This window comes from Pseudotamlana haliotis, from assembly GCF_008806375.1.
Lineage (GTDB): Bacteria > Bacteroidota > Bacteroidia > Flavobacteriales > Flavobacteriaceae > Pseudotamlana > Pseudotamlana haliotis.
In genome coordinates this window covers 39,814-59,059 of sequence record NZ_WAAT01000052.1, presented here as the reverse complement: position 1 = coordinate 59,059, position 19,246 = coordinate 39,814, and the positions used below count along the sequence as shown (strand labels likewise).

19 protein-coding genes are annotated in these 19,246 nt (G+C 31.7%); 3 read left to right on the top strand and 16 right to left on the bottom strand.

Annotated features, from left to right (window positions below):
- Nucleotides 1-60: 60 nt before the first annotated feature.
- Nucleotides 61-666: a DUF4254 domain-containing protein gene (locus F6U93_RS14015; RefSeq protein ID WP_150940853.1), complete on the bottom strand. Its 606-nt coding sequence runs from the start codon at nucleotides 664-666 to the stop codon at nucleotides 61-63.
- A gap of 71 nt (nucleotides 667-737) precedes the next feature.
- On the opposite strand from F6U93_RS14015, the gene upp reads away from it, so the two are divergent.
- The gene (gene upp / locus F6U93_RS14010) at nucleotides 738-1,397 is read left to right on the top strand and encodes a uracil phosphoribosyltransferase (protein WP_150940852.1); all 660 of its coding nucleotides are present in this window, start codon (nucleotides 738-740) and stop codon (nucleotides 1,395-1,397) included.
- Here the strand turns inward: upp and F6U93_RS14005 are convergent.
- On the bottom strand, nucleotides 1,368-2,312 hold the full coding sequence (locus tag F6U93_RS14005) for a DUF6427 family protein (protein WP_150940851.1): 945 nt from the start codon (nucleotides 2,310-2,312) through the stop codon (nucleotides 1,368-1,370). The two genes, upp and F6U93_RS14005, sit on opposite strands and share 30 nt — an antisense overlap.
- A gap of 73 nt (nucleotides 2,313-2,385) precedes the next feature.
- On the opposite strand from F6U93_RS14005, the gene F6U93_RS14000 reads away from it, so the two are divergent.
- Nucleotides 2,386-2,613 carry a DUF6341 family protein gene (locus F6U93_RS14000; RefSeq protein ID WP_150940850.1) on the top strand — a complete coding sequence of 76 codons (228 nt, stop codon included), beginning with the start codon at nucleotides 2,386-2,388 and terminating at the stop codon, nucleotides 2,611-2,613.
- 18 nt (nucleotides 2,614-2,631) lie between these two features.
- Here F6U93_RS14000 and purD read toward each other — a convergent pair whose 3' ends face one another.
- Nucleotides 2,632-3,906: a phosphoribosylamine--glycine ligase gene (purD, locus tag F6U93_RS13995; protein WP_150940849.1), complete on the bottom strand. Its 1,275-nt coding sequence runs from the start codon at nucleotides 3,904-3,906 to the stop codon at nucleotides 2,632-2,634.
- A 172-nt stretch (nucleotides 3,907-4,078) separates the two neighbouring features.
- Between purD and F6U93_RS13990 the strand changes: the two genes are divergently transcribed.
- On the top strand, nucleotides 4,079-5,386 hold the full coding sequence (locus F6U93_RS13990; protein WP_150940848.1) for a phenylacetate--CoA ligase family protein: 1,308 nt from the start codon (nucleotides 4,079-4,081) through the stop codon (nucleotides 5,384-5,386).
- Here the strand turns inward: F6U93_RS13990 and F6U93_RS13985 are convergent.
- The 13 genes from F6U93_RS13985 to F6U93_RS13925 are packed head-to-tail and all read right to left on the bottom strand — an operon-like array spanning nucleotide 5,370 to nucleotide 19,231.
- Nucleotides 5,370-6,149 (bottom strand): glycosyltransferase family 2 protein, encoded by a 780-nt coding sequence (locus F6U93_RS13985; protein WP_150940847.1) that lies wholly within the window; start codon nucleotides 6,147-6,149, stop codon nucleotides 5,370-5,372. The genes F6U93_RS13990 and F6U93_RS13985 overlap by 17 nt on opposite strands.
- Before the next feature lie 18 nt (nucleotides 6,150-6,167).
- Nucleotides 6,168-7,520: an exopolysaccharide biosynthesis polyprenyl glycosylphosphotransferase gene (locus F6U93_RS13980; protein WP_150940846.1), complete on the bottom strand. Its 1,353-nt coding sequence runs from the start codon at nucleotides 7,518-7,520 to the stop codon at nucleotides 6,168-6,170.
- Entirely contained in the window at nucleotides 7,521-8,507 is a 987-nt protein-coding gene (locus F6U93_RS13975; RefSeq protein ID WP_150940845.1) for a UDP-glucuronic acid decarboxylase family protein, read from the bottom strand.
- Nucleotides 8,508-8,525: 18 nt separating this feature from the next.
- Complete coding sequence (locus F6U93_RS13970; RefSeq protein WP_191963530.1) at nucleotides 8,526-9,737, bottom strand: WcaI family glycosyltransferase; 1,212 nt, start codon at nucleotides 9,735-9,737, stop codon at nucleotides 8,526-8,528.
- A complete protein-coding gene (locus F6U93_RS13965) occupies nucleotides 9,730-10,284 on the bottom strand; it encodes a WcaF family extracellular polysaccharide biosynthesis acetyltransferase (RefSeq protein ID WP_317132892.1) in 555 nt (184 codons plus the stop codon). The genes F6U93_RS13970 and F6U93_RS13965 overlap by 8 nt, the downstream gene beginning before the upstream one ends.
- Nucleotides 10,281-11,369 carry a glycosyltransferase family 4 protein gene (locus F6U93_RS13960; protein WP_150940844.1) on the bottom strand — a complete coding sequence of 363 codons (1,089 nt, stop codon included), beginning with the start codon at nucleotides 11,367-11,369 and terminating at the stop codon, nucleotides 10,281-10,283. Before F6U93_RS13960 ends, F6U93_RS13965 begins: the two co-directional genes overlap by 4 nt.
- Nucleotides 11,362-12,609, bottom strand: a complete 1,248-nt coding sequence (locus tag F6U93_RS13955) for an O-antigen ligase family protein (protein WP_150940843.1) — start codon at nucleotides 12,607-12,609, stop codon at nucleotides 11,362-11,364. Before F6U93_RS13955 ends, F6U93_RS13960 begins: the two co-directional genes overlap by 8 nt.
- The gene (locus F6U93_RS14705) at nucleotides 12,606-13,868 is read right to left on the bottom strand and encodes an O-antigen polymerase (protein WP_191963529.1); all 1,263 of its coding nucleotides are present in this window, start codon (nucleotides 13,866-13,868) and stop codon (nucleotides 12,606-12,608) included. The genes F6U93_RS13955 and F6U93_RS14705 overlap by 4 nt, the downstream gene beginning before the upstream one ends.
- Nucleotides 13,869-13,911: 43 nt before the next feature.
- Nucleotides 13,912-15,144, bottom strand: a complete 1,233-nt coding sequence (locus F6U93_RS13945; RefSeq protein ID WP_150940842.1) for a hypothetical protein — start codon at nucleotides 15,142-15,144, stop codon at nucleotides 13,912-13,914.
- A 1-nt stretch (nucleotide 15,145) separates the two neighbouring features.
- A complete protein-coding gene (locus F6U93_RS13940) occupies nucleotides 15,146-16,369 on the bottom strand; it encodes a hypothetical protein (protein ID WP_150940841.1) in 1,224 nt (407 codons plus the stop codon).
- 6 nt (nucleotides 16,370-16,375) lie between these two features.
- Nucleotides 16,376-16,993 (bottom strand): HAD family hydrolase, encoded by a 618-nt coding sequence (locus F6U93_RS13935; protein WP_225312720.1) that lies wholly within the window; start codon nucleotides 16,991-16,993, stop codon nucleotides 16,376-16,378.
- Between the two features lie 13 nt (nucleotides 16,994-17,006).
- Nucleotides 17,007-17,684 carry an acylneuraminate cytidylyltransferase family protein gene (locus F6U93_RS13930; protein WP_150940839.1) on the bottom strand — a complete coding sequence of 226 codons (678 nt, stop codon included), beginning with the start codon at nucleotides 17,682-17,684 and terminating at the stop codon, nucleotides 17,007-17,009.
- Nucleotides 17,681-19,231 carry an aldolase catalytic domain-containing protein gene (locus tag F6U93_RS13925; RefSeq protein ID WP_150940838.1) on the bottom strand — a complete coding sequence of 517 codons (1,551 nt, stop codon included), beginning with the start codon at nucleotides 19,229-19,231 and terminating at the stop codon, nucleotides 17,681-17,683. Before F6U93_RS13925 ends, F6U93_RS13930 begins: the two co-directional genes overlap by 4 nt.
- Nucleotides 19,232-19,246 lie beyond the last annotated feature (15 nt).

Sequence of the window (19,246 nt, the reverse complement as noted above, 5' to 3'; positions counted from 1 at the left end):
GTCACATAAGGTCTTTATTACCTCGTCGACATAGGGTGAGATTCCTGCTTTCGAAGGAATTTATTTTTGAGAACGAAGCACTGGATTTAACTCGTCGTCGTTATACATTTTCATTTGTTTGTAAACTTTCATGTACTTATCACCTTTTTCAATATCACTTAAAAGCGTATCAATAGCAGTAGATAAATCTAAACGTTGTTCTAATAAAACGTCTAACTTTTTTTGACAAGCCGCATTGTGTTCCGCGGAAGCGTCATCGCGAGTTGCCTCTTCATTCATATGGTACACTTTTAAGGCAAGAATAGACAGTCTATCAACACCCCAAGCTGGACTTTCAGTATTGATAGTCGCATTATCTTTTACAGAAACATCTTTATATTTTTCTAAAAAATAACTATCAATATATTCAACCATATCGGTTCTATCTTGGTTTGAAGCATCAATTTGACGCTTTAAAGTCAAGGCCGCTACCGGATCAATTTGCGGATCACGAATAATATCTTCATAATGCCACTGTACCGTATCAATCCAACATTTTCTGTATAATAAATGCTCAATTAAGTCACTTTCAGGATAGGCATTTTCAAAAGGTTGATCTACCGTATTTATGATGTGATACTTCTCGATAACTTTTTGAAAAATAGCATTTGCTTTATCTGTAAACATAGTCTCAATTTTTGAAATGCAAAGATACTTATAATTCACTAACTTTACTATTGAATACTTAATTTGAAGCTATGAAAACTCATAATTTATCAAAGGAAAACTCCATATTAAACAGCTTTCTTTCAGAATTAAGAGACGTTAATATTCAAAAGGATGCCATGCGTTTTAGACGAAATATTGAACGTATAGGAGAAATTCTGGCTTATGAAATGAGTAAATCACTTACTTACCAGTCTGAAACCATTCAAACCCCTTTAGGGGAGCACTCCACCAAATTACCAAAAAACGATATCGTACTGTGCTCCATTTTAAGAGCTGGAATTCCTTTACATAACGGTTTACTAAACTATTTTGACCAAGCTGAAAATGCTTTCATTTCAGCTTACAGACAGCATAAAGAAAATCCTGAGAGTTTTGAAATTGTAGTGGAATATTTGGCCTGCCCGAGTTTGGAAAACAAAACCCTTATTTTGGCTGACCCTATGCTAGCCACTGGTCAATCTATGCTGGCTACCTTTGAAGCTTTAAAAGCCTTTGGAACACCCAAGAACATTCATTTAATAAGTGTGATAGGTGCCAAACCTGGGGTGGACTTTCTTAAAAAACACTTTGATAAAAATGTAAACTTATGGATTGGAACTGTTGATGAAAATCTCAATGAAAAAGGGTATATCGTTCCAGGATTGGGTGATGCTGGCGATTTAGCTTTTGGCCAAAAACTCCAGCAATAATGAAATAAACGGCACGAGAATAAGTACTGCTACAAAAATCTCTTTAAACCATTTCTCTTCAATGATTTCAATATAACTCGCTAGAATAATAGCTAAGGGTGTGAAAACAAAAAGAAATTCGCTACCATTTTTTTCAGGGGCGAAGACCACTATTAAAAACCCAATAATTGCAGCAAATACAATGGTTTTAAAAGAGCCACGGAACACCTTTTTCTTCTTTTTAATATTTTTCAGATAGTAAAACGAAGACCATACCCCAAAAGACACTAAAAGGGTAATACCTAATAAATACGTTATGGAGTTATAAGCACTAAAATCATAACTCATTTTGATGCCTTCGAGTTTAAAAATCTCAAAAAAGCTATCATATAAAACAATTGATATTGAAGTGCCAATTAAAAGCACCGTAACAACACCTAAAAAAGGAATCACCCAGTGGCGCAAATTATTATCGGTGTATAAAGCCAGTGATGCGATGATTAGCGCAAAAAACAATATAGACCAAAAATAAAACAAAGCGGCTATGGTAATCCAAATGGCGGCATCAAAAAGTTTCTTTTTAACTTCTTTTTGGGACCTCAAACTTATGATTCGTCGCAAAGCTAGAAGCACAAAAAGATTCGCATAAATTACATCACTATAAACAGTTGCATGCGGTAATAGCAAAAGAAACAAGCTGAAAAGTAAAATTTCAAAACGATTAGTATCGGTTAAACTATTCTTAATCGCAATGAAATTTATGAGTAAAATAGAAGCATAAAGAGCAAGAAGCAAACCGCCCAATTTTACCATATCCATAATCTCTAGACTTTCAAATGGTAAATTTATACGCGGTACAGCAAAAGCTAAGAGCGTAATAAAAAATACAATGATGAAATTTATTGGTCTAGATTTATTAAAAAAGCTTGTTAACATTAACTGTTTTTGTATTTTTGCTTCGTAAATATACTAACTATATAGGGTTTAACACCCAATAAACAAACTCAATATGAAAGATTTCTTCTACGCGATACAAGATTTATTTGTTAACGTTCTTTTAAAACCTTTAGACGCGATTAGGGCTCTAGAGCTTGAAAATTGGTTTTTAGCAAACCTTATGTCTTGGATCTTTATTATCATTGGTATTGTTGCCATGGTTTATTGGATGATCCAATTAAAAGGTTTTAATGATAATAATGAAGAAGACAAAAGCATTTCTTCACATTCTTACTTATAAAAAACATTTAGGTTTCGATTAATTTAAATCGAAACCTATATCTTTACGATAATTCATCTTATCAAAATGTAGTTTTTCTATACTTTGGTAAGATTTTTTTATGGCCTCTTGGTAAGTGTCTCCGTATGAGGTAATCGCCATCACACGACCACCAGAGGTTACTATTTTACCGTCTTTTAAAACAGCACCCGCGTGAAATGCAATAGAATCTTCTATGTTCTCTACCCCAGTAATTTCTTTTCCTTTTTCATAAGCTTCAGGGTAACCACCAGAAACTAACATAATGGTTGTCGCTGCACGCTCGTCGATTTCAATATCAATGGTGTTTAAAGTACCGCTAGCCATAGCTTGTAATACTTCAACCAAATCATTTTTCATTCTTGGAAAAACCACTTCGGTTTCAGGATCACCCATTCGTACGTTATACTCTATAACTTTAGGGTCGTCTCCTACTTTTATTAATCCAATAAATACAAAACCTACATAAGGTAAGTTATCTTTTTTGAAGCCGCTAATGGTTGGTTTCACAATACGCTCTTCAATTTTATTTAAAAAAGCATCGGTTGCAAAAGGTACTGGAGAAACAGCGCCCATACCACCCGTATTTAAACCGGTATCACCTTCACCAATACGCTTATAATCTTTAGCCGTTGGTAAGATTTTATAATTTTCACCATCGGTTAAAACAAAACAACTTAATTCGATACCATCTAAAAACTCTTCGATAACCACTTTAGTACTCGCAGCTCCAAATTTAGCATCGACCAACATGCTTTTTAATTCGGCCTTAGCCTCATCTAAATCATTTAAAATCACTACACCTTTTCCGGCTGCTAAACCATCGGCTTTTAAAACATAAGGCGCTTGTAATGTTTCTAAAAAAGCATATCCTTTCTCTACGGTTTCGGCAGTAAAACTCTCGTAAGCTGCCGTTGGAATGTTATGGCGGTAAAGAAATTCTTTAGCAAACTCTTTACTACCTTCTAACTCTGCAGCTGCCTTTTCCGGCCCAATTACAGAAACGTGCTTAATAGCATCGTCATTCAAGAAAAAATCATGAACCCCTTGTACCAAAGGGTCTTCGGGACCTACCACAACCATATCAATGTTATGCTCTAACACTAATGCCTTGATTGCAGGAAAATCGGTAACCCCAATATTTACGTTTGTTGCTATTGCTGCAGTTCCTGAATTTCCAGGAGCTACAAATAGATTTTCACATTTCGGACTTTGAGCAATTTTCCAAGCGAAAGTATGTTCTCTTCCGCCAGAACCAAGAATTAAGATATTCATTGTATTGATTTTTAGATTCTCAAATGTATGAGAATGGCTTTAATTATATGCTTGCAAAAATAAGGGCTTTTTAGAATTAGCAACGCAAAGCCCTCCCTTTTTTTCTTATTTTTTACTTTAAAAACTTAAAAAATCGGATTTATCTTTAGCTTTGTTTCTTGGCTTTACACCTATGAATTTATTTAAATTTTCTTTACAACTAAACGGCTTCCCTATAAAAAAAGCTTCGAGGACACTTAAAAGTATCCAAAAAGCGATTGCTCTTGATTGTAACACCTATATCGAAACTAAAAAGCAAGATATTGTAAACTATCATTTAAAAAACAATCCGTTTTATAGATCCTTTGTTAATGCGGAAAACTTTACCACTTGGAATGAGCTGCCTGTTATGACCAAATTGGATTTACAAAAACCTTTAAATGATAGACTTTCCAATGGTTTTTCAAGAAAGAATATTTACTTAAACAAAACCTCAGGGTCATCGGGAACACCTTTTCTGTTTGCAAAAGACAAATTTTGTCATGCTTTAATTTGGGCTAATTTTATAGATCGCTATAAATGGTTCGACCTGGATGTACACACATCAAAACAGGCTCGATTTTACGGGATTCCTCTAGATAAAAAGGGATACTATAAAGAACGTATTAAAGACCGCCTTAGCAATCGTTTTCGATTTTCGGTATTTGATCTTAGTGATGAGCAGATGGAAAAAAACATTGCGCTATTCAAGGCTTCATCTTTCGATTATATTAATGGCTATACCAGTGCTATTGTACAGTTCGCTAAGTATCTTCAGAAAAGAAATATCGTCTTAAAAACAGTCTGCCCAACGCTGAAAGCTTGTATTGTGACTTCTGAAATGCTTTTCGACTCAGATAAAAGCCTGCTGGCTACACAATTTAACATTCCGATAATTAATGAATATGGCGCTGCAGAATTAGGGCTTATTGCGTTTCAAAATACGCACGACCAATGGGTGGTTAATAATGAAGATCTATTTGTTGAAATTTTAGACGAGCATAATAACCCCTTACCACATGGCGAGATTGGTCGTATTGTAATTACGTCGCTCTATAACAAAGCACAGCCTTTTATACGCTACGATTTAGGTGACTTGGGTGCCTTATCGGAATCGAGTACTCTAGAAAAACCCATTTTAAAATGCCTTAACGGAAGAACGGGTGACCTGGTAAAACTGCCGAGCGGAAAAACAGCAGCAGGATTAACGTTTTACTATGTAACTAAAACGATTATTGAAGATAAAAGTACCGTTAAAGAGTTTGTAATTGATCAGCTCGAGCTAGATACGTTTAAAATAAGTTATGTGAGTTCTAGCTCGCTTTCAGAAGAAAACATTGAAGCCGTAAAACAAGCGATTACAAAATATTTAGAACCTAACCTTAGGATTATTTTTGAACAACAAGACCAATTAAACCGCTCCAATCGTGGGAAATTAAAGCAATTCACCTCTCACCTTTAGCTTGAATTTGTTTCGATTTTACAAAAAAATGTTCCTTAAAAAACACCCCCATGAGGTAGATGGAAGTCATTTTTGAAAAACCTAATCCCTTATGGTATACCAAATAATTATGCTTAATCAACTCCCATTTATTTGCCGAAATCGAATTTTTACGAACGCGATAGTAAGCTAAAGATTCTGTGATACCTAAAGCTGGCTTACTAGATTTTTTAATAGCCGCTAGCCATAACAACCAATCTTGGCGTTTCCTTAAGTTTGGAGATATTACTTTACCCAAGCGTTTAGCATTATATATACCGGTTAAATTCCCGATATAGTTACTTTTTAAAAGCTTGGTATACGATAATTCCTTTAATGCCTTAGAAAATTTGTTTAAAGCATGACCAGCTTCATCTATATGTTCGTAACTCGAGAAACACACATCGCAATTGTTAGTTTCCATAAACCGAATTTGCACTTCTAGCTTATTCGGTTTCCATAAGTCATCGGCATCTAAAAAAGCAATATAATCGCCAGTTGCAGCATAAATACCTTTATTTCTAGAAACTGCAGCACCAGAGTTAATTTTATTTTTTAAAAGCTTGATATTTGAATATTTGTCTAGGTAAGGCTGAATGATTTTTAGTGTATCGTCTGTAGAGCCATCATCTATTAATAGAAGCTCCCATGGCCTATAACTTTGTTGAATCACGCTGTTAATGGTTTCTAAGATAAACGCTTCTGAATTGTACAAGGGCGTTATAATAGAAACTAGGCTTTTCATAAAGAATAAAAATGATAGTTAATAGGCTTTCTCTTCACCTTTTACAGCGTTTAGAAACGTTTGTATTGAGATTTTAATATCAAGTAAAAGTGACCAGTTTTCGATATAAAAAATATCATACTTCACACGATTAATGATGTCCTTATCGGTTTCAATTTCACCTCTAAAACCACTGGTTTGAGCTAGGCCAGTAATACCTGGTTTTACGAAATGACGTACCATAAATTTATCAATACGCTGGGCATACATATTGGTATGAGATACCATATGCGGCCTAGGGCCAACAACCGACATGTCGCCAAATAACACATTAAAAAACTGAGGTAACTCGTCGATACTTGTTTTTCTAATAAACGCTCCTATTTTAGTAACACGCATGTCGCCTTTAGTAGCCTGATTTAAATGCGCATCTTTACTTGGCCTCATAGACCTAAATTTATAACAATCGAACTCTTGATAGTTAAAACCATTTCTCGATTGCTTAAAAAAGATAGGGCCTTTAGACTCCAATCGAATTAAAATAGCCAGTATAGGCGTTAACCACGATAAAACACCTATGATAATGAAGGCAGAAAACAAGATATCGTATATGCGTTTAATAAACATATTTGCAGGTTCCTGCAAAGGAATATCTCTAATGGATAGAACTGGTATATAATCGTAATATTCGTATTTTAAACGTTTTGAGTATATATCTTTATTATCGGGAATAAATTTGAGTTCACGCAGGTTATTATCGGCAAAATCGATTAAACTATTAATCTGTTTATTTGACAACTCGGCTACAGAAAAGTAAATTTCATCAATATTATGATCTATAATATACTTGTAGCATTTTTCTAATGAAAAATCGATGTCTTGTGTGCTAAACCTGGCTTTAAAATCATAACCATAATCAGACCGCCTTTTGAAAGTGTTTATTAATTGTCTGGTTTTATAGTTATGACCAATAACAATTACATTTCTAACATTACCTCCTAAAACTTCTCTGTATTTTTTTAATAAAAAGGTAACAAACAGCTTAAATAGTGATACGGCTAAAAACACAGCAACCAAATACAACGCTAACTGTAAGCGACTCATATTGGGCTGCTTAAAAAACCCTATATAAGCATAAAGCACTATTGAAAATATAATAATTTGTTTAAAGAGTAAGGGGATGATTTGAATTAACCGGGTATGCCTTTGTATTTCATAAAAATGATTTTTTACCGCGATTATAATCCATAACAAGGAAATATAACCACAGAACATATAAACATTGGTTAAGTTTATATCGAAATAAAATACCGCTATGTTAATAATAACCAAGTCTATAAAACCAAATAGTGGTTTTATGAACCCAGAATATCTCCCTTTTTTATAATCCACCTATTTTTTTATATGACTTTTAAAATTTTTATGCTCACTCTTATGAAGCTCCTCCTGTGATAAACCTTTAAAATATTCAAAGGTTTTTTTCATACCCTCTTCTCGACCTATTTTAGGTTCCCAATCTAACACTTTTTTTGCTAAACTTATATCTGGTTGCCTTTGCATAGGATCATCAACTGGCAAATCTTTATAAATAACCTTTTGGTTGGTTCCTGTAAGTTTAATGATTTCTTCGGCAAACTCACTTATAGTAATTTCATGCGAGTTTCCTATATTAATAGGTTCGGCATAATCGCTTAAAAGCAATCTGTAAATCCCTTCTACCTGATCATCAACATAACAAAACGATCGTGTTTGTGAACCATCTCCAAAAACAGTTAAATCTTCCCCTCGAAGTGCCTGCCCCATAAAAGCCGGTATTACGCGTCCGTCGTTGAGTCGCATTCTAGGACCATAGGTGTTAAATATACGCACAATACGTGTTTCTAACCCGTGAAAACGATGATAAGCCATAGTAATGGACTCTTGAAAACGCTTAGCTTCATCGTACACCCCACGTGGACCAATGGTATTTACATTCCCGTAGTAGGCTTCTTTTTGTGGATGCACTAAAGGATCTCCATAAACCTCAGATGTTGATGCAATCAACATTCTTGCATTTTTTGCCTTTGCTAATCCTAATAAGTTATGGGTCCCCAGAGCACCTACTTTTAAGGTTTGAATAGGGATTTTAAGATAATCAATTGGGCTTGCTGGTGAAGCAAAATGCAAGATATAATCAAGGTTCCCCTTGTATTCTATGTAATTTGTAACATCGTGAGCTATAAACTCAAAATTATCTAAACCAATTAAATGATCGATATTTTTTTTGTCGCCAGTAATAAGATTATCCATTCCAATAACATGGTAACCTTCATTTACAAATCGATCACATAAATGAGACCCTAAGAAACCTGCCGCTCCTGTTATTAAAATTTTTTTCATGTATTTAGATTTAGCTTATCAAAGGTTTTCAAGTTTATTAATAAATTTATCGAGTACCATGTTTTTAGAATACTTTTCAACTACATATTTCTTTGCTCCAACCCCAAGCTCAACACAAAGACTCTTGTCTTCCTTCAAAACTTGAATTTGTTCTATTATCTCATGGATAGAATTACCGCTAAAATAAAAACCTCCCTTTGAATCCTGAAAAACTTTAGCGACTTCACTTTCCATATTACCCGTAACAATAGACGGCTTTTCACTAGCCATCATACCTAATATTTTCGAAGGCATTACCGTATCAATAACATCTGTTTTCTGAAACAAAATATGTAAATCTGCACTTGAAAGCAATTGTGGTAATTCTTCATAGGGCACTAAATTAAAGTGTTTCACAAAATTAAAATCTTTTATGACCTCTAGCAGTTTAGCCTTTTCGGCCCCTTCTCCTACAACAACAACCTCTATATTTTCTAACTTTTCTAAATGACTTAATACTTTAACAAACAAATCCCAATCTTGCTTTGCACCAATATTTCCTGAATATAAAATTTTAAATTTTTCTGACTTCAAATATCTATGCGGCTCTAATTTTTCATAGTTAAAAGCGTCTACATCAATCCAATTAGTGAGGTAATATGTATTAGTGTCTGTTTTCTGTTTCAACTTATTAATCATTCCATAGCTTATGGTTGAAACAACATCAGCTTTATTTAATACAAATTTCTCAATGTTTTGTAAAATCTTAATAACACTTTTTTTGTTCCCGCTTAACAGCCCTGAATCTATCGCAGCATCGAATTCGAAATCTTGAATATGAACTAAGTGTTTACATTTATAACGTTTTTTCAAAAACCAACCCAATAACCCAGATGTAGTAAACGGAATGATAGATATCACTATATCAGGCTTGTCTACTTTAAATAAATTAATAAAATTACCAAATGTAAAACTTGTTAAATGCACTATGCGTTTCGCAAAGGTAGGGTCTTTAGGCACGTATTGTTTACTTCTAAAAACCTTAACACCATTGATGTTTTCGGATACTAAATAATTTTTTGATTTATAATCTTCCCTAATTTCCCATTGCGGATAATATGGAAAACCTGTAATAACGGTGACATCAAACCCTTTTGAAACTAAGTATTCTGCTTTTTGCGTGGTATATAAGCCAATAGCACTATCTTCTGGATAGTAGTTAATACCAATAATTGTAATTTTTTTACTCAATTTCTCGTTTTTTTATAAACTTTACTGGAGAACCAACATAAACAGCATTAGGCTCTAAATCGCTTATAACGGTGCTTCTTGCGCCTACAACCACACCACTACCAATAGACACCCCTGGAGACACAAAAACATCTGTAGCCAACCAACATTGATCCCCTATAATTATTCTTTTTTCTAAAATTGGAAAATCAATCTCTTTATAATTATGGGTACCTGTGCAAATATAACTCCTTTGTGAAACAACGGTATTACTTCCAATAATAATTTCTCCTAAAGAGTAAAGCACAACTTGGTCCCCTATCCAACTGTTATCTCCTATCTTTATTTTCCATGGGTATGTAAACTCTGCAGATGGTCTAATGATAACATTTTTTCCTATTTCAGCCCCAAAAATTCGCAATAAAAAACGTCTCCATGAATATAGAACTTGTGGTGAGGGTTTAAAAAAAACGGCGTAACAAATCCACCAAAGTTGCACCATAATTTTTGATCTACCCCTAAACCCATCTGGGTTTTGATATAGACTTAAATCTTGTATTTTACTCATTTCTCTATAATTTTTACCAAATTAGAGATAAAATTATCTACCCTATAGCTTTGACGAGCCATCGCCACGTTATGCTTCCTAATACTAAGAAAATTATCGGAATTCTGAGAAATCATTCCTACTATTGAGGCTATACTATTTGGATTCTTTTTTTCAACATAAAACCCATTTACGCTATCTTTAAAAATATCTGGAATTCCAGAATGATTCGTTGTTAAAATCAAATTCCCTGTAGCCATTGCTTCTAAAATGGATATTGGTTGCCCTTCCATTTCGTAATAAGTAGGTAACACAAAAACATTTCCCCAAATTAATAACTCTTTTTTTGCTTCACCAGAAACAACCCCACAAAACGTTACATTTTTTAAGGTTTTAAAATACTCATCTATTTTATTTCTATTATTAGCATCAATATGACCGGCTATTTTTGCTTCAAATTTAACACCTTGATCTTCCAAAATTTTAAAGGACTCTAATAAATCTAATATTCCTTTTTCTTCCATCAAGTTACTTAAAAAAATAACTTTTGGATAATTATTATTTTCAGAAGGTAAAACAACTCGTTCTTCAAGAAACAAATAATCTTCTACAAAATTATACAAAACAAAAATCTGATCTTCCCTAATAAAAGGTGACATATTACCGCTTAATGATTCGGACAACACGATCCCTTTAGTTGTTTGACTAAATAATCGTTTAAATATTCTCTTTTTTAATCCTTTTAATAAACGGTATTCTTTACCAACATAGTTGCCATGTATATGCATAATTAACTCTCTTCCAAGAAGCTTACTTATTAATATAAAATTGGCATATTTAAGAATTCCAAAGAAAGTTTGACCAGGGGTTATATAAATAATCTTATTGCTGAAGATCTTATAAGAAAAAACATTTAATTTTAGATAGAAAAACATTTTTCGTAACGAAAACTTCCCAAGACTTTCGTCAAATTTATCAAAAGAAGTATTAATAAAATCTACATCATAACCACTATTTTTATTTAGGTTTTCTACTACTACTTTATTTGCCAATGACACCCCCGTTGTAGGTTCTGGTAATGGACCTATTACTAAAATTTTATTCATCGAACTTTATTTTTAATATATTTTGAAAAGTGAAATAGTTAATTAAAATGGAAAATAAGATAATCCCGTTTTGCCTATCTAAAATATTCTCAGTTAGTAATGCTATGGAATAGAAAATTAAAACGGCTGTAAAAATATAATCGTTCCTATTGATAGAGAACCTAAAAAGCATAAACAAACTAAAACAAAAGATTAACAAACCAATAACACCTGTTGCCAGTATCGTGTTGAGATACTGGTTGTGAGTATTATAATTTTTATTAACCAATAATGCAGATGTTTCTTGGTAACAATCCTGCAAAGCATGTTTAACATCTCCTATACCAAATCCAAAAAAACCAGATTGGGGTATTTGTTTTACTGCGCACTTATATATACCAAACCTAATACTTGTAGAGGATAAGTTTTCGTTTATTGAATTCGTATAAGTTTCTTGATTGAAAATTTCTTTAAATCGTTTTGATTGCGATGAGGATATGAAAAAGAATACAGCCATAAAAATAGCAACAGCAGCTAAATACAACACACGAATTTTTGTGAACCGCAGTGTTTTAAAGGCTAAAAAAATAAAAGATATAATAAGAGCTATTATCACTCCCTTTCTAGATAAGAAAAACAGCGTGCTCAAAACAACTAAATCACCTATTAAAATAAGGGCTTTTATATACTTAGAGCCGCTTTTATATAACCTTATAGAAAAAATTAAAGCGATAGCAAGAAATATAGAAATATAGATTGGATGATCATTAAAAACCCATAACCGATGCTCAATATATGACAGGCAAAAACTGTAGCTAACTAAACCGTTAAAATAACCCAATGAGCATATGTAGATATAGATGACAATACTCATTAAAAGAACAGAAAAATAGAATGTTTTAAAAAAAACTTTTTCTATATGTAATAATGTTTTTTTACTTAAAACACCTGACGATAATAAAATGAAGAATATCGGCAATAGCACCAGCGATAATGACGTTTCGAGTCTCTTTAAAGCATATACTTTGTCTTGAGAATAAAAGAATGATATCCCATATAAAATAAAAAGAATACCGTTGAAAAGGTATATGTTAGAAAACACGGTTTCCGCCCTTTTAAAGTAGTAAAAAACACTTATTGCTATCACTACTCCAACTATTACAGGTTTTAGGTTAAAAGGAAATATAGGAAACAACCCTAATAAAATAAAAGCTATACTTATTGGTTGGTTTTTCAACAAAAGCTTAGTTAAATCGATCATTTTTCTATTGGTTTTATGAGGCTATTATAGACTTTATTAGCCACTACTACGAGCACAACAAAAGCAAAAGAATAATACAAATATCTCACAGAAGAACGCATGTTGTATTCAAAACCATATACAATATGTAAAGTGAGTAAGATGACTAATATAAACGGTACCCACTTATTCCCTATATTTAAATAACTCCTCATTAACCTTTCAAAAAAGGAATATATAAGCCCTGTAAAAATAAAGTAGCAGAAAGTAAATAAAAAGCCCATTTTAAACACCCTACCGTGCAATGAAAAGGGGGCATATCTATTAATTCTCATATCACTAGCTATATCGTACCAACCAACCATCGAACCTGGAAGAGGGTTTAAACTTACATAGATAACATGCCAATCGGGTAAAGCATCTTTAAGTGTGCGAATAGTTACAAAAACACCAAAAATAAGCGAATAGTATACATTAAAAAAGGAGTCTCTTTGTCTCTCACTAGTAAAAATACTTTCTATATATGGCAAAATACCATGGGCTTCTTGAGACCTAAAATTCATTAAATACCCAAGAAAAATAAAAGTTAAAAATATATTTATAAAAAAAGTGATTTTATTTTTTAACGTATTACCCTTTGAAATAAAAATTAAAATAAAATAAAGCAACAACGTTAAAATCACTGTTCTTGAGCCCGTACCTATGGACAATAGGAACATAATAAAAAAGTATGTAATACTTAATAACTTATTTTTATCATAAATAATGCCTAATAAAATGACCTGAACCAACGACAGTAATTTTATTAAAACAATTAGTGCCTTCACGTTCTCTTTGGGCAAATATTGATCTCTATAAAACAAGCTAGTTCCATAGGAAACAAAATAAAGAAGGACTATCGTGAAAAATAAACCAGACACAATAGTAACAATATTTTCGGGTAACTTTAAATTAAAAAACAAGGATTCGTTAAAGGGTTTCCTTAAAAGATTTCTTGTGGCCCTTAAAGAAAAATTATGATATAATAGAAATCCAAAAATAAAAGAGTTTAAAGCAATAAGATACCACTCGATGGTGTTAATAAAATCTTCATTGGAAACCTCATCTAACCTAAACATATTGTATTTATCGTCATAATAATAAAAATATAATACTGATATTAAAATTGATATCCCTGAAAATAGAACATAAATATAAACAGGACTTAAAAAATAATATTTTAAGTTTCTAGTCAATAAAAACAATTGAATCAAAACTAAAAAAATTAAAATATATATCATATTAAGTCTTTAAGTGTAAAAAAACTGTTGGCACTATTAGTTATCACTGCTCAGCCTCTTTTAAGGAACACATTTTACCTGTAAACATTTTTTGAGCATAAAAATAGGCAAAACCCGATTTTATCATATAAATGATAACTAAAAACCAAATATAATTATCATAACCATAGTAAGTACAAATTAACATGAGTCCAATCCAAAATAAATAAGATAAAATATTTAAATATGAAAAATCTTTAAATCGGTCGGTAATTAAATAAAATGGATGCACAACTGACTGAAAGGCACCAAAAAGAAATATTAATATAGCATAAGGAATTACAGAAACCATGGTTTCAATCTCGCCACTAAAATCAAAGTTCATAAGCAGTAAGTAGCCCAAATAACTGATTGCCGCTATTAAAACATAAATTAAGAGCGTGTTTCGTTTTATCCTTAATGCCTTAATATTATTTACATTTAAATACTTTTTTATAAGCGGATTATAAACAGAATTTACACCTATACTTATTAATAAAAACACATTACAAATATTCAAAATATAGCCTACTTTTAGCAACTCTTCGTCTGATGCATAAATTTTAGCTACATTCATAAAGCCTAATCCAGAAACCCAACCTAAAACACTAACCAACAATAGATTAATTATTTTCTTAAGCTCCGAAGTGTTTAACAAAGTAAAACTAAACTTAGAAAGGTTTAGTTTTAAAAAGGTAATAATCACTAAAACAATAGTTAAACCAAAGGCTTTACCCACAAAAAAAGAGCTTATTTTATTATCAAAAATTAATACCGATACTAAAATTGATACAAATGAAATTAATAACAAGGCTTGAATTAATAAGGCTGTTTGATGCTTTTCTATTAATTTGTAATAATTTGTGAGATAAACTAAATAAGAATTTATAAGAATGTTTACTACAATACTTAAATAAACTAACAAGTTATTTACTTCAAAGTATTCATAAATAAACTCTCTAAAAACAACAAATAGCAGGAGGTATAATAAAATAACAATAAGCGAATTTGATATGAGTTTATTAGTTATTACCTCGTATTGGGAAATACTTTTTGAATAGATAATATTGGGATTGTTTAATGGTAATAATAAACTTAGTATTTGTTCCAATGACAATAATAAGAGTATAATAACATACTGCTCGGTAAAAGCTCCAACGGCTAGATAAAGTAATAATATATAATTAAAACCTTTAGACGCACCCGAAACAACGATATACTTAATGGAATTTAAAAAAAAACCTATGTTTTTCGCCATGTTATAAACCTTCTAAGACCTGATTTACAATACGATCTCTACAATTTCCATCAAAACTTGTTCCTATTTCTGATACTAAATATTTTTTAATCGCCTCTTCATCAACATTTACATTAAACAGATCTTTAATAAAGTCTTCTTTACTGTAATAGTAATTAACAACATCATGTGGAAAATTTTCTTCAATCCCAACAGAGTCACCCCAACGAGGAGATTTTATACTTTTATTCAACAATAACCCGTATACGATTACTGAAGAAAAATGACTAAATACGAACAAAGAATGATGAACGAAATTTTTAAAGTCTATATCGTTATAATACTTTATTCCCTCTCGGTCTAGAAAAGATTCACAACCACTTAAATCCCTCCGTGGATGAAGTTTAATGACTAATTCTAAATTATGTTTTTTTAAAACGTCATTAACATCTTTTAAAAAATCCAACCAACGGTTATTATCCCAATTTCTTATAGAGGACAACCCGTCGTCAATATATGCGACGTAGTTTGGACTTTTAATTTTAAGTTCGTTTAAACAATATTCTTCTTTGTCAACAATTTTAGTATCATAAAAGAAATCTAATTCTGGGTTTCCAACAACTATAACATTATCTTCTGGAAAACCAAACTCATCGACCATAACACTATAATCTATAGGGTAATAAACCATTGATTTATTAACCTTCAATTCCTCACTATATTTTGGAAAAGCCGTAAATTGAGTATAATTCTGTGCTGCCTTATAAAAAAACTGAAAAAACTTAGGAATGCTTTTCATTTCTATAAAATAGTTATATAACGACAAGAGGTTCTTTCTTTTAATTTTGGAGCTTAGTTTACTTTCTCCAAACTTTTTCATATTATCCTTGAAAACAGCCTGGCCTTCGACAGTTATAAGTTTTCCGTGAGCTAGATAATATAGGTTAATATTTAAGTCTTTACATATTTTTACTATCGCCCTATCTAATATAAATGACAAATTTAAAATCAATATGGCCGACGGCTTTTCTTGCTTAATTATTTTTTTAATCCTATTGGTTTTATAGTATGAAATATCTCTAAGTTTCATGCCTTCACATTCACTTTCAGATTCATACTCCAAATCCATCCATGAAGTTGTATGTACTAGTAGCGTCTCATAACCTCTTTCTTTAAATTTTTGATCTAATCTCAAAAAATTACGATAACCAATATTCCAATTATCTAAGTACAAGATCTTCTTCATATGATTTTAAAAATAAAATTTACTAAAATTTTCAATATAACTTAAGTCATTTTTATTGAGCTCCTGATTATTAAACCCAAAAAAAGAAATCTTATTATGGTTAGCGGCGTCTAGATCGTTAATTGAATCACCAATTAAACAACACTTAGATTTAGAATAGTTGTAAGTTTCAAGTATTCGGCTTACCAAAATATTTTTATGCGTTGGAGATCCATTTATTGTTAAAAAATACTGGGCAACACCTAGCTCTTTACATAAAAACCGCAACTCCTCCTGATCTGACCCCGATACAATATGAAAGTTATACTTATCATAATTACTCTTAATATAATTTACAGTTTCTGTAATTAAATTCTCTTTTTTGATAAGCTCCTTTTTCATAATATCTGAAAAACGAGATGCATAATTCAACACTTCTTCATCTGAAATTTCTGAATTTAAAATTTCATTAAAGAAATAGCGTATTTTAACATATCTCGATAAACCTCCATTTATTCGATGAAAATGCAATAAGGCATCTACTTCTGATTTTTCATAAGCTTTAAAAATCTGCTCAAAACCAAAATCTCTTACCGCCATTGAATCAAGAATCACACCATCAAAATCCCAAAATATAGTTTTCAAAATAATTAAATATTTAATGATTTAATGATTTATAAATAAATTCACCAAGGTTAAAATCTTCAATCCAATCTATATCAAATGATGCGTATCCCTCAGTTTCAAACAAATAAGGATCCTCACCTATTCTATCTTGATATTTTACATAGTTTTCATACGAGTTTATAAAAACGCCACTATTCACTTCATACAACTTAGGAAGTGTTTGGGTTCTTGGCCATTTTTCAATTTTCCTATCATAATTCAAACTACCTTCTTCATTCCATAAAAAAGTTTGAATTTTGTTGACGGTCATTAAACTATCGTTCCCATTATCTAAACCATTTAAGTAGGCTTCTATAATTTCGGTATAAACTTTAGAGTCTAGAAAAGGTGAGGTCACATGTGTCCACATAATATGACCTTCTTTAATAACTTCTGGAACATATTTAATTAGATCATCAGTACTTGTTGAAGATGAGGCTAATGCCTCAGGCCTTTTATCAATTAAAATATTATTGGACTTAAGACTTTCTGCTATATCAATAACTACAGGGTCATTTGTTGATAACACAATTTTACTTACTAGGTTTACTTTTAATAATTCCTTTAGTTTAATAACTAAAAGTCCACCTTCAACTCCTGCAAAGGGTTTTGTGTTTTTTTTAGGAACTCTCTCACTTCCAGCTCTACAAGGTAAAAAAACTGTTATCATTCTATTAGGCTATATATTGATTTGGTAATTATGTTTTTATATTTAGTTGGCGTAATAGAAACCAATTCAACATTATCTACCTCAAGTAGGTCATCAATGATTTGTTGATTTTCTTGAGATAAGGTAAATTGATGCTGATTTAAGGTCGTCTCATAGCCATCAAATCCTGCTAATAAAATGGAAGAAACACCTAAATCTATAGCGGCTTGAACAGCAATACACAATGGTGATTCTGAGGTTAGATTTGTGAATTCTATTTCTTCAACTTCCAAAGAATCATCTTTAATTTCCTCTGGTATTATTGTACCCATTTTTCTTGGATACGGCGGATAAATACACTTATGCTTAATTTTAGAAAAATCACCTATTTGATTGAGTAATTTTTCACTTTCAAAACCAATAAGCGTATAAAATTGTTTGCTTTTACTATCTAAATAACTAGAAACATTTCTAGTTCCTGCATGAATTAAGCAAATATTTTCATCCTTTTCAATTAGAATTTTAATGGCATCTTCATGCTCTTTTGCATAATTACCACCTCCTAAAATTACAGCTTTTTTAAAAGTGCTGGATTTTTCTAAAACAGGAAGCTTGATATTATCACTAACATCGTCCTTTTGATTTTTTAAGGCATTTAAAATACTACTAATCGGGTACCTGTTTAGCCCAACCCATTCCATAACTTGTTTTTGAGGCAATGAATTTGCCCCAGAAAACATATACGGAAGATTTGTACCCCAATTATAATTACTTTTAAGCGCTTCAAATCCTGAAACAACGTTACCTAATTCTGTATAATTAATGTCTATATTTCCCCTACTACTTGAATAGATTAAAAACAATTCTGTACGCAAATTACCGGCTCCTCGCCCCATTCCTGTTATGGTACCATCAATGATACTACAACCTTGCTCTACAGCAGTTAAGGTGTTTATAAGGGCCATTTCTAAATTGTTATGTCCATGAAACCCTAATGGGATATTCGTTTTTGACTTAACAAGGCTAATAATTTCCTGTACTTCACTCGGGTTTACACCACCAAAAGAATCGACCATATAAAAATAATCTACAGTCTCATCTATACCTTCTAACAAGTCTAAAAACGAAGGATCTTCCTTCCATTTCGACATATACATAACATTAAAACCAACTTCAAAACCCATACTTTTCACCGCAACGGCCAAAGCAATTGCTCTTTCAAAGTTTTTAGGGTCAATGGCAATCCTTACTAAAGTAACGTATGGTTTACAAGGAGCTAAAACCTCATCTAAGTGCTCTGGTCGTATATCCTTCTCGTTAAGTATAATGGTGAGTTTTTTGGAAGGCATTAATAACTTTAAACGTTTTAGGAGATATACCGGTAAGTAAAAATACTCTCCTAAATATCCTTTTAACGAAATACTACGATAACCAATTTCGACATAATCAATGGGTAAACTTTCCATCAATTTACAGTAATTTAAGACCAATTTATTATCGAAGTCCCAATTAGTATAATAACCTCCATCTCGAAGTGTGCAATCTAATATTTTTGTGTTATTAATCATTTTTAAAATAATTCA

Bases quoted from the DNA above. Each gene is read 5' to 3' on its own strand.
- F6U93_RS14015 (WP_150940853.1), bottom strand. From the start codon at position 666: ATGTTTACAGATAAAGCAAATGCTATTTTTCAAAAAGTTATCGAGAAG.
- upp (WP_150940852.1), top strand. From the start codon at position 738: ATGAAAACTCATAATTTATCAAAGGAAAACTCCATATTAAACAGCTTT.
- F6U93_RS14005 (WP_150940851.1), bottom strand. From the start codon at position 2,312: ATGTTAACAAGCTTTTTTAATAAATCTAGACCAATAAATTTCATCATT.
- F6U93_RS14000 (WP_150940850.1), top strand. From the start codon at position 2,386: ATGAAAGATTTCTTCTACGCGATACAAGATTTATTTGTTAACGTTCTT.
- purD (WP_150940849.1), bottom strand. From the start codon at position 3,906: ATGAATATCTTAATTCTTGGTTCTGGCGGAAGAGAACATACTTTCGCT.
- F6U93_RS13990 (WP_150940848.1), top strand. From the start codon at position 4,079: ATGAATTTATTTAAATTTTCTTTACAACTAAACGGCTTCCCTATAAAA.
- F6U93_RS13985 (WP_150940847.1), bottom strand. From the start codon at position 6,149: ATGAAAAGCCTAGTTTCTATTATAACGCCCTTGTACAATTCAGAAGCG.
- F6U93_RS13975 (WP_150940845.1), bottom strand. From the start codon at position 8,507: ATGAAAAAAATTTTAATAACAGGAGCGGCAGGTTTCTTAGGGTCTCAT.
- F6U93_RS13965 (WP_317132892.1), bottom strand. From the start codon at position 10,284: ATGAGTAAAATACAAGATTTAAGTCTATATCAAAACCCAGATGGGTTT.
- F6U93_RS13960 (WP_150940844.1), bottom strand. From the start codon at position 11,369: ATGAATAAAATTTTAGTAATAGGTCCATTACCAGAACCTACAACGGGG.
- F6U93_RS13955 (WP_150940843.1), bottom strand. From the start codon at position 12,609: ATGATCGATTTAACTAAGCTTTTGTTGAAAAACCAACCAATAAGTATA.
- F6U93_RS14705 (WP_191963529.1), bottom strand. From the start codon at position 13,868: ATGATATATATTTTAATTTTTTTAGTTTTGATTCAATTGTTTTTATTG.
- F6U93_RS13945 (WP_150940842.1), bottom strand. From the start codon at position 15,144: ATGGCGAAAAACATAGGTTTTTTTTTAAATTCCATTAAGTATATCGTT.
- F6U93_RS13940 (WP_150940841.1), bottom strand. From the start codon at position 16,369: ATGAAGAAGATCTTGTACTTAGATAATTGGAATATTGGTTATCGTAAT.
- F6U93_RS13930 (WP_150940839.1), bottom strand. From the start codon at position 17,684: ATGATAACAGTTTTTTTACCTTGTAGAGCTGGAAGTGAGAGAGTTCCT.
- F6U93_RS13925 (WP_150940838.1), bottom strand. From the start codon at position 19,231: ATGATTAATAACACAAAAATATTAGATTGCACACTTCGAGATGGAGGT.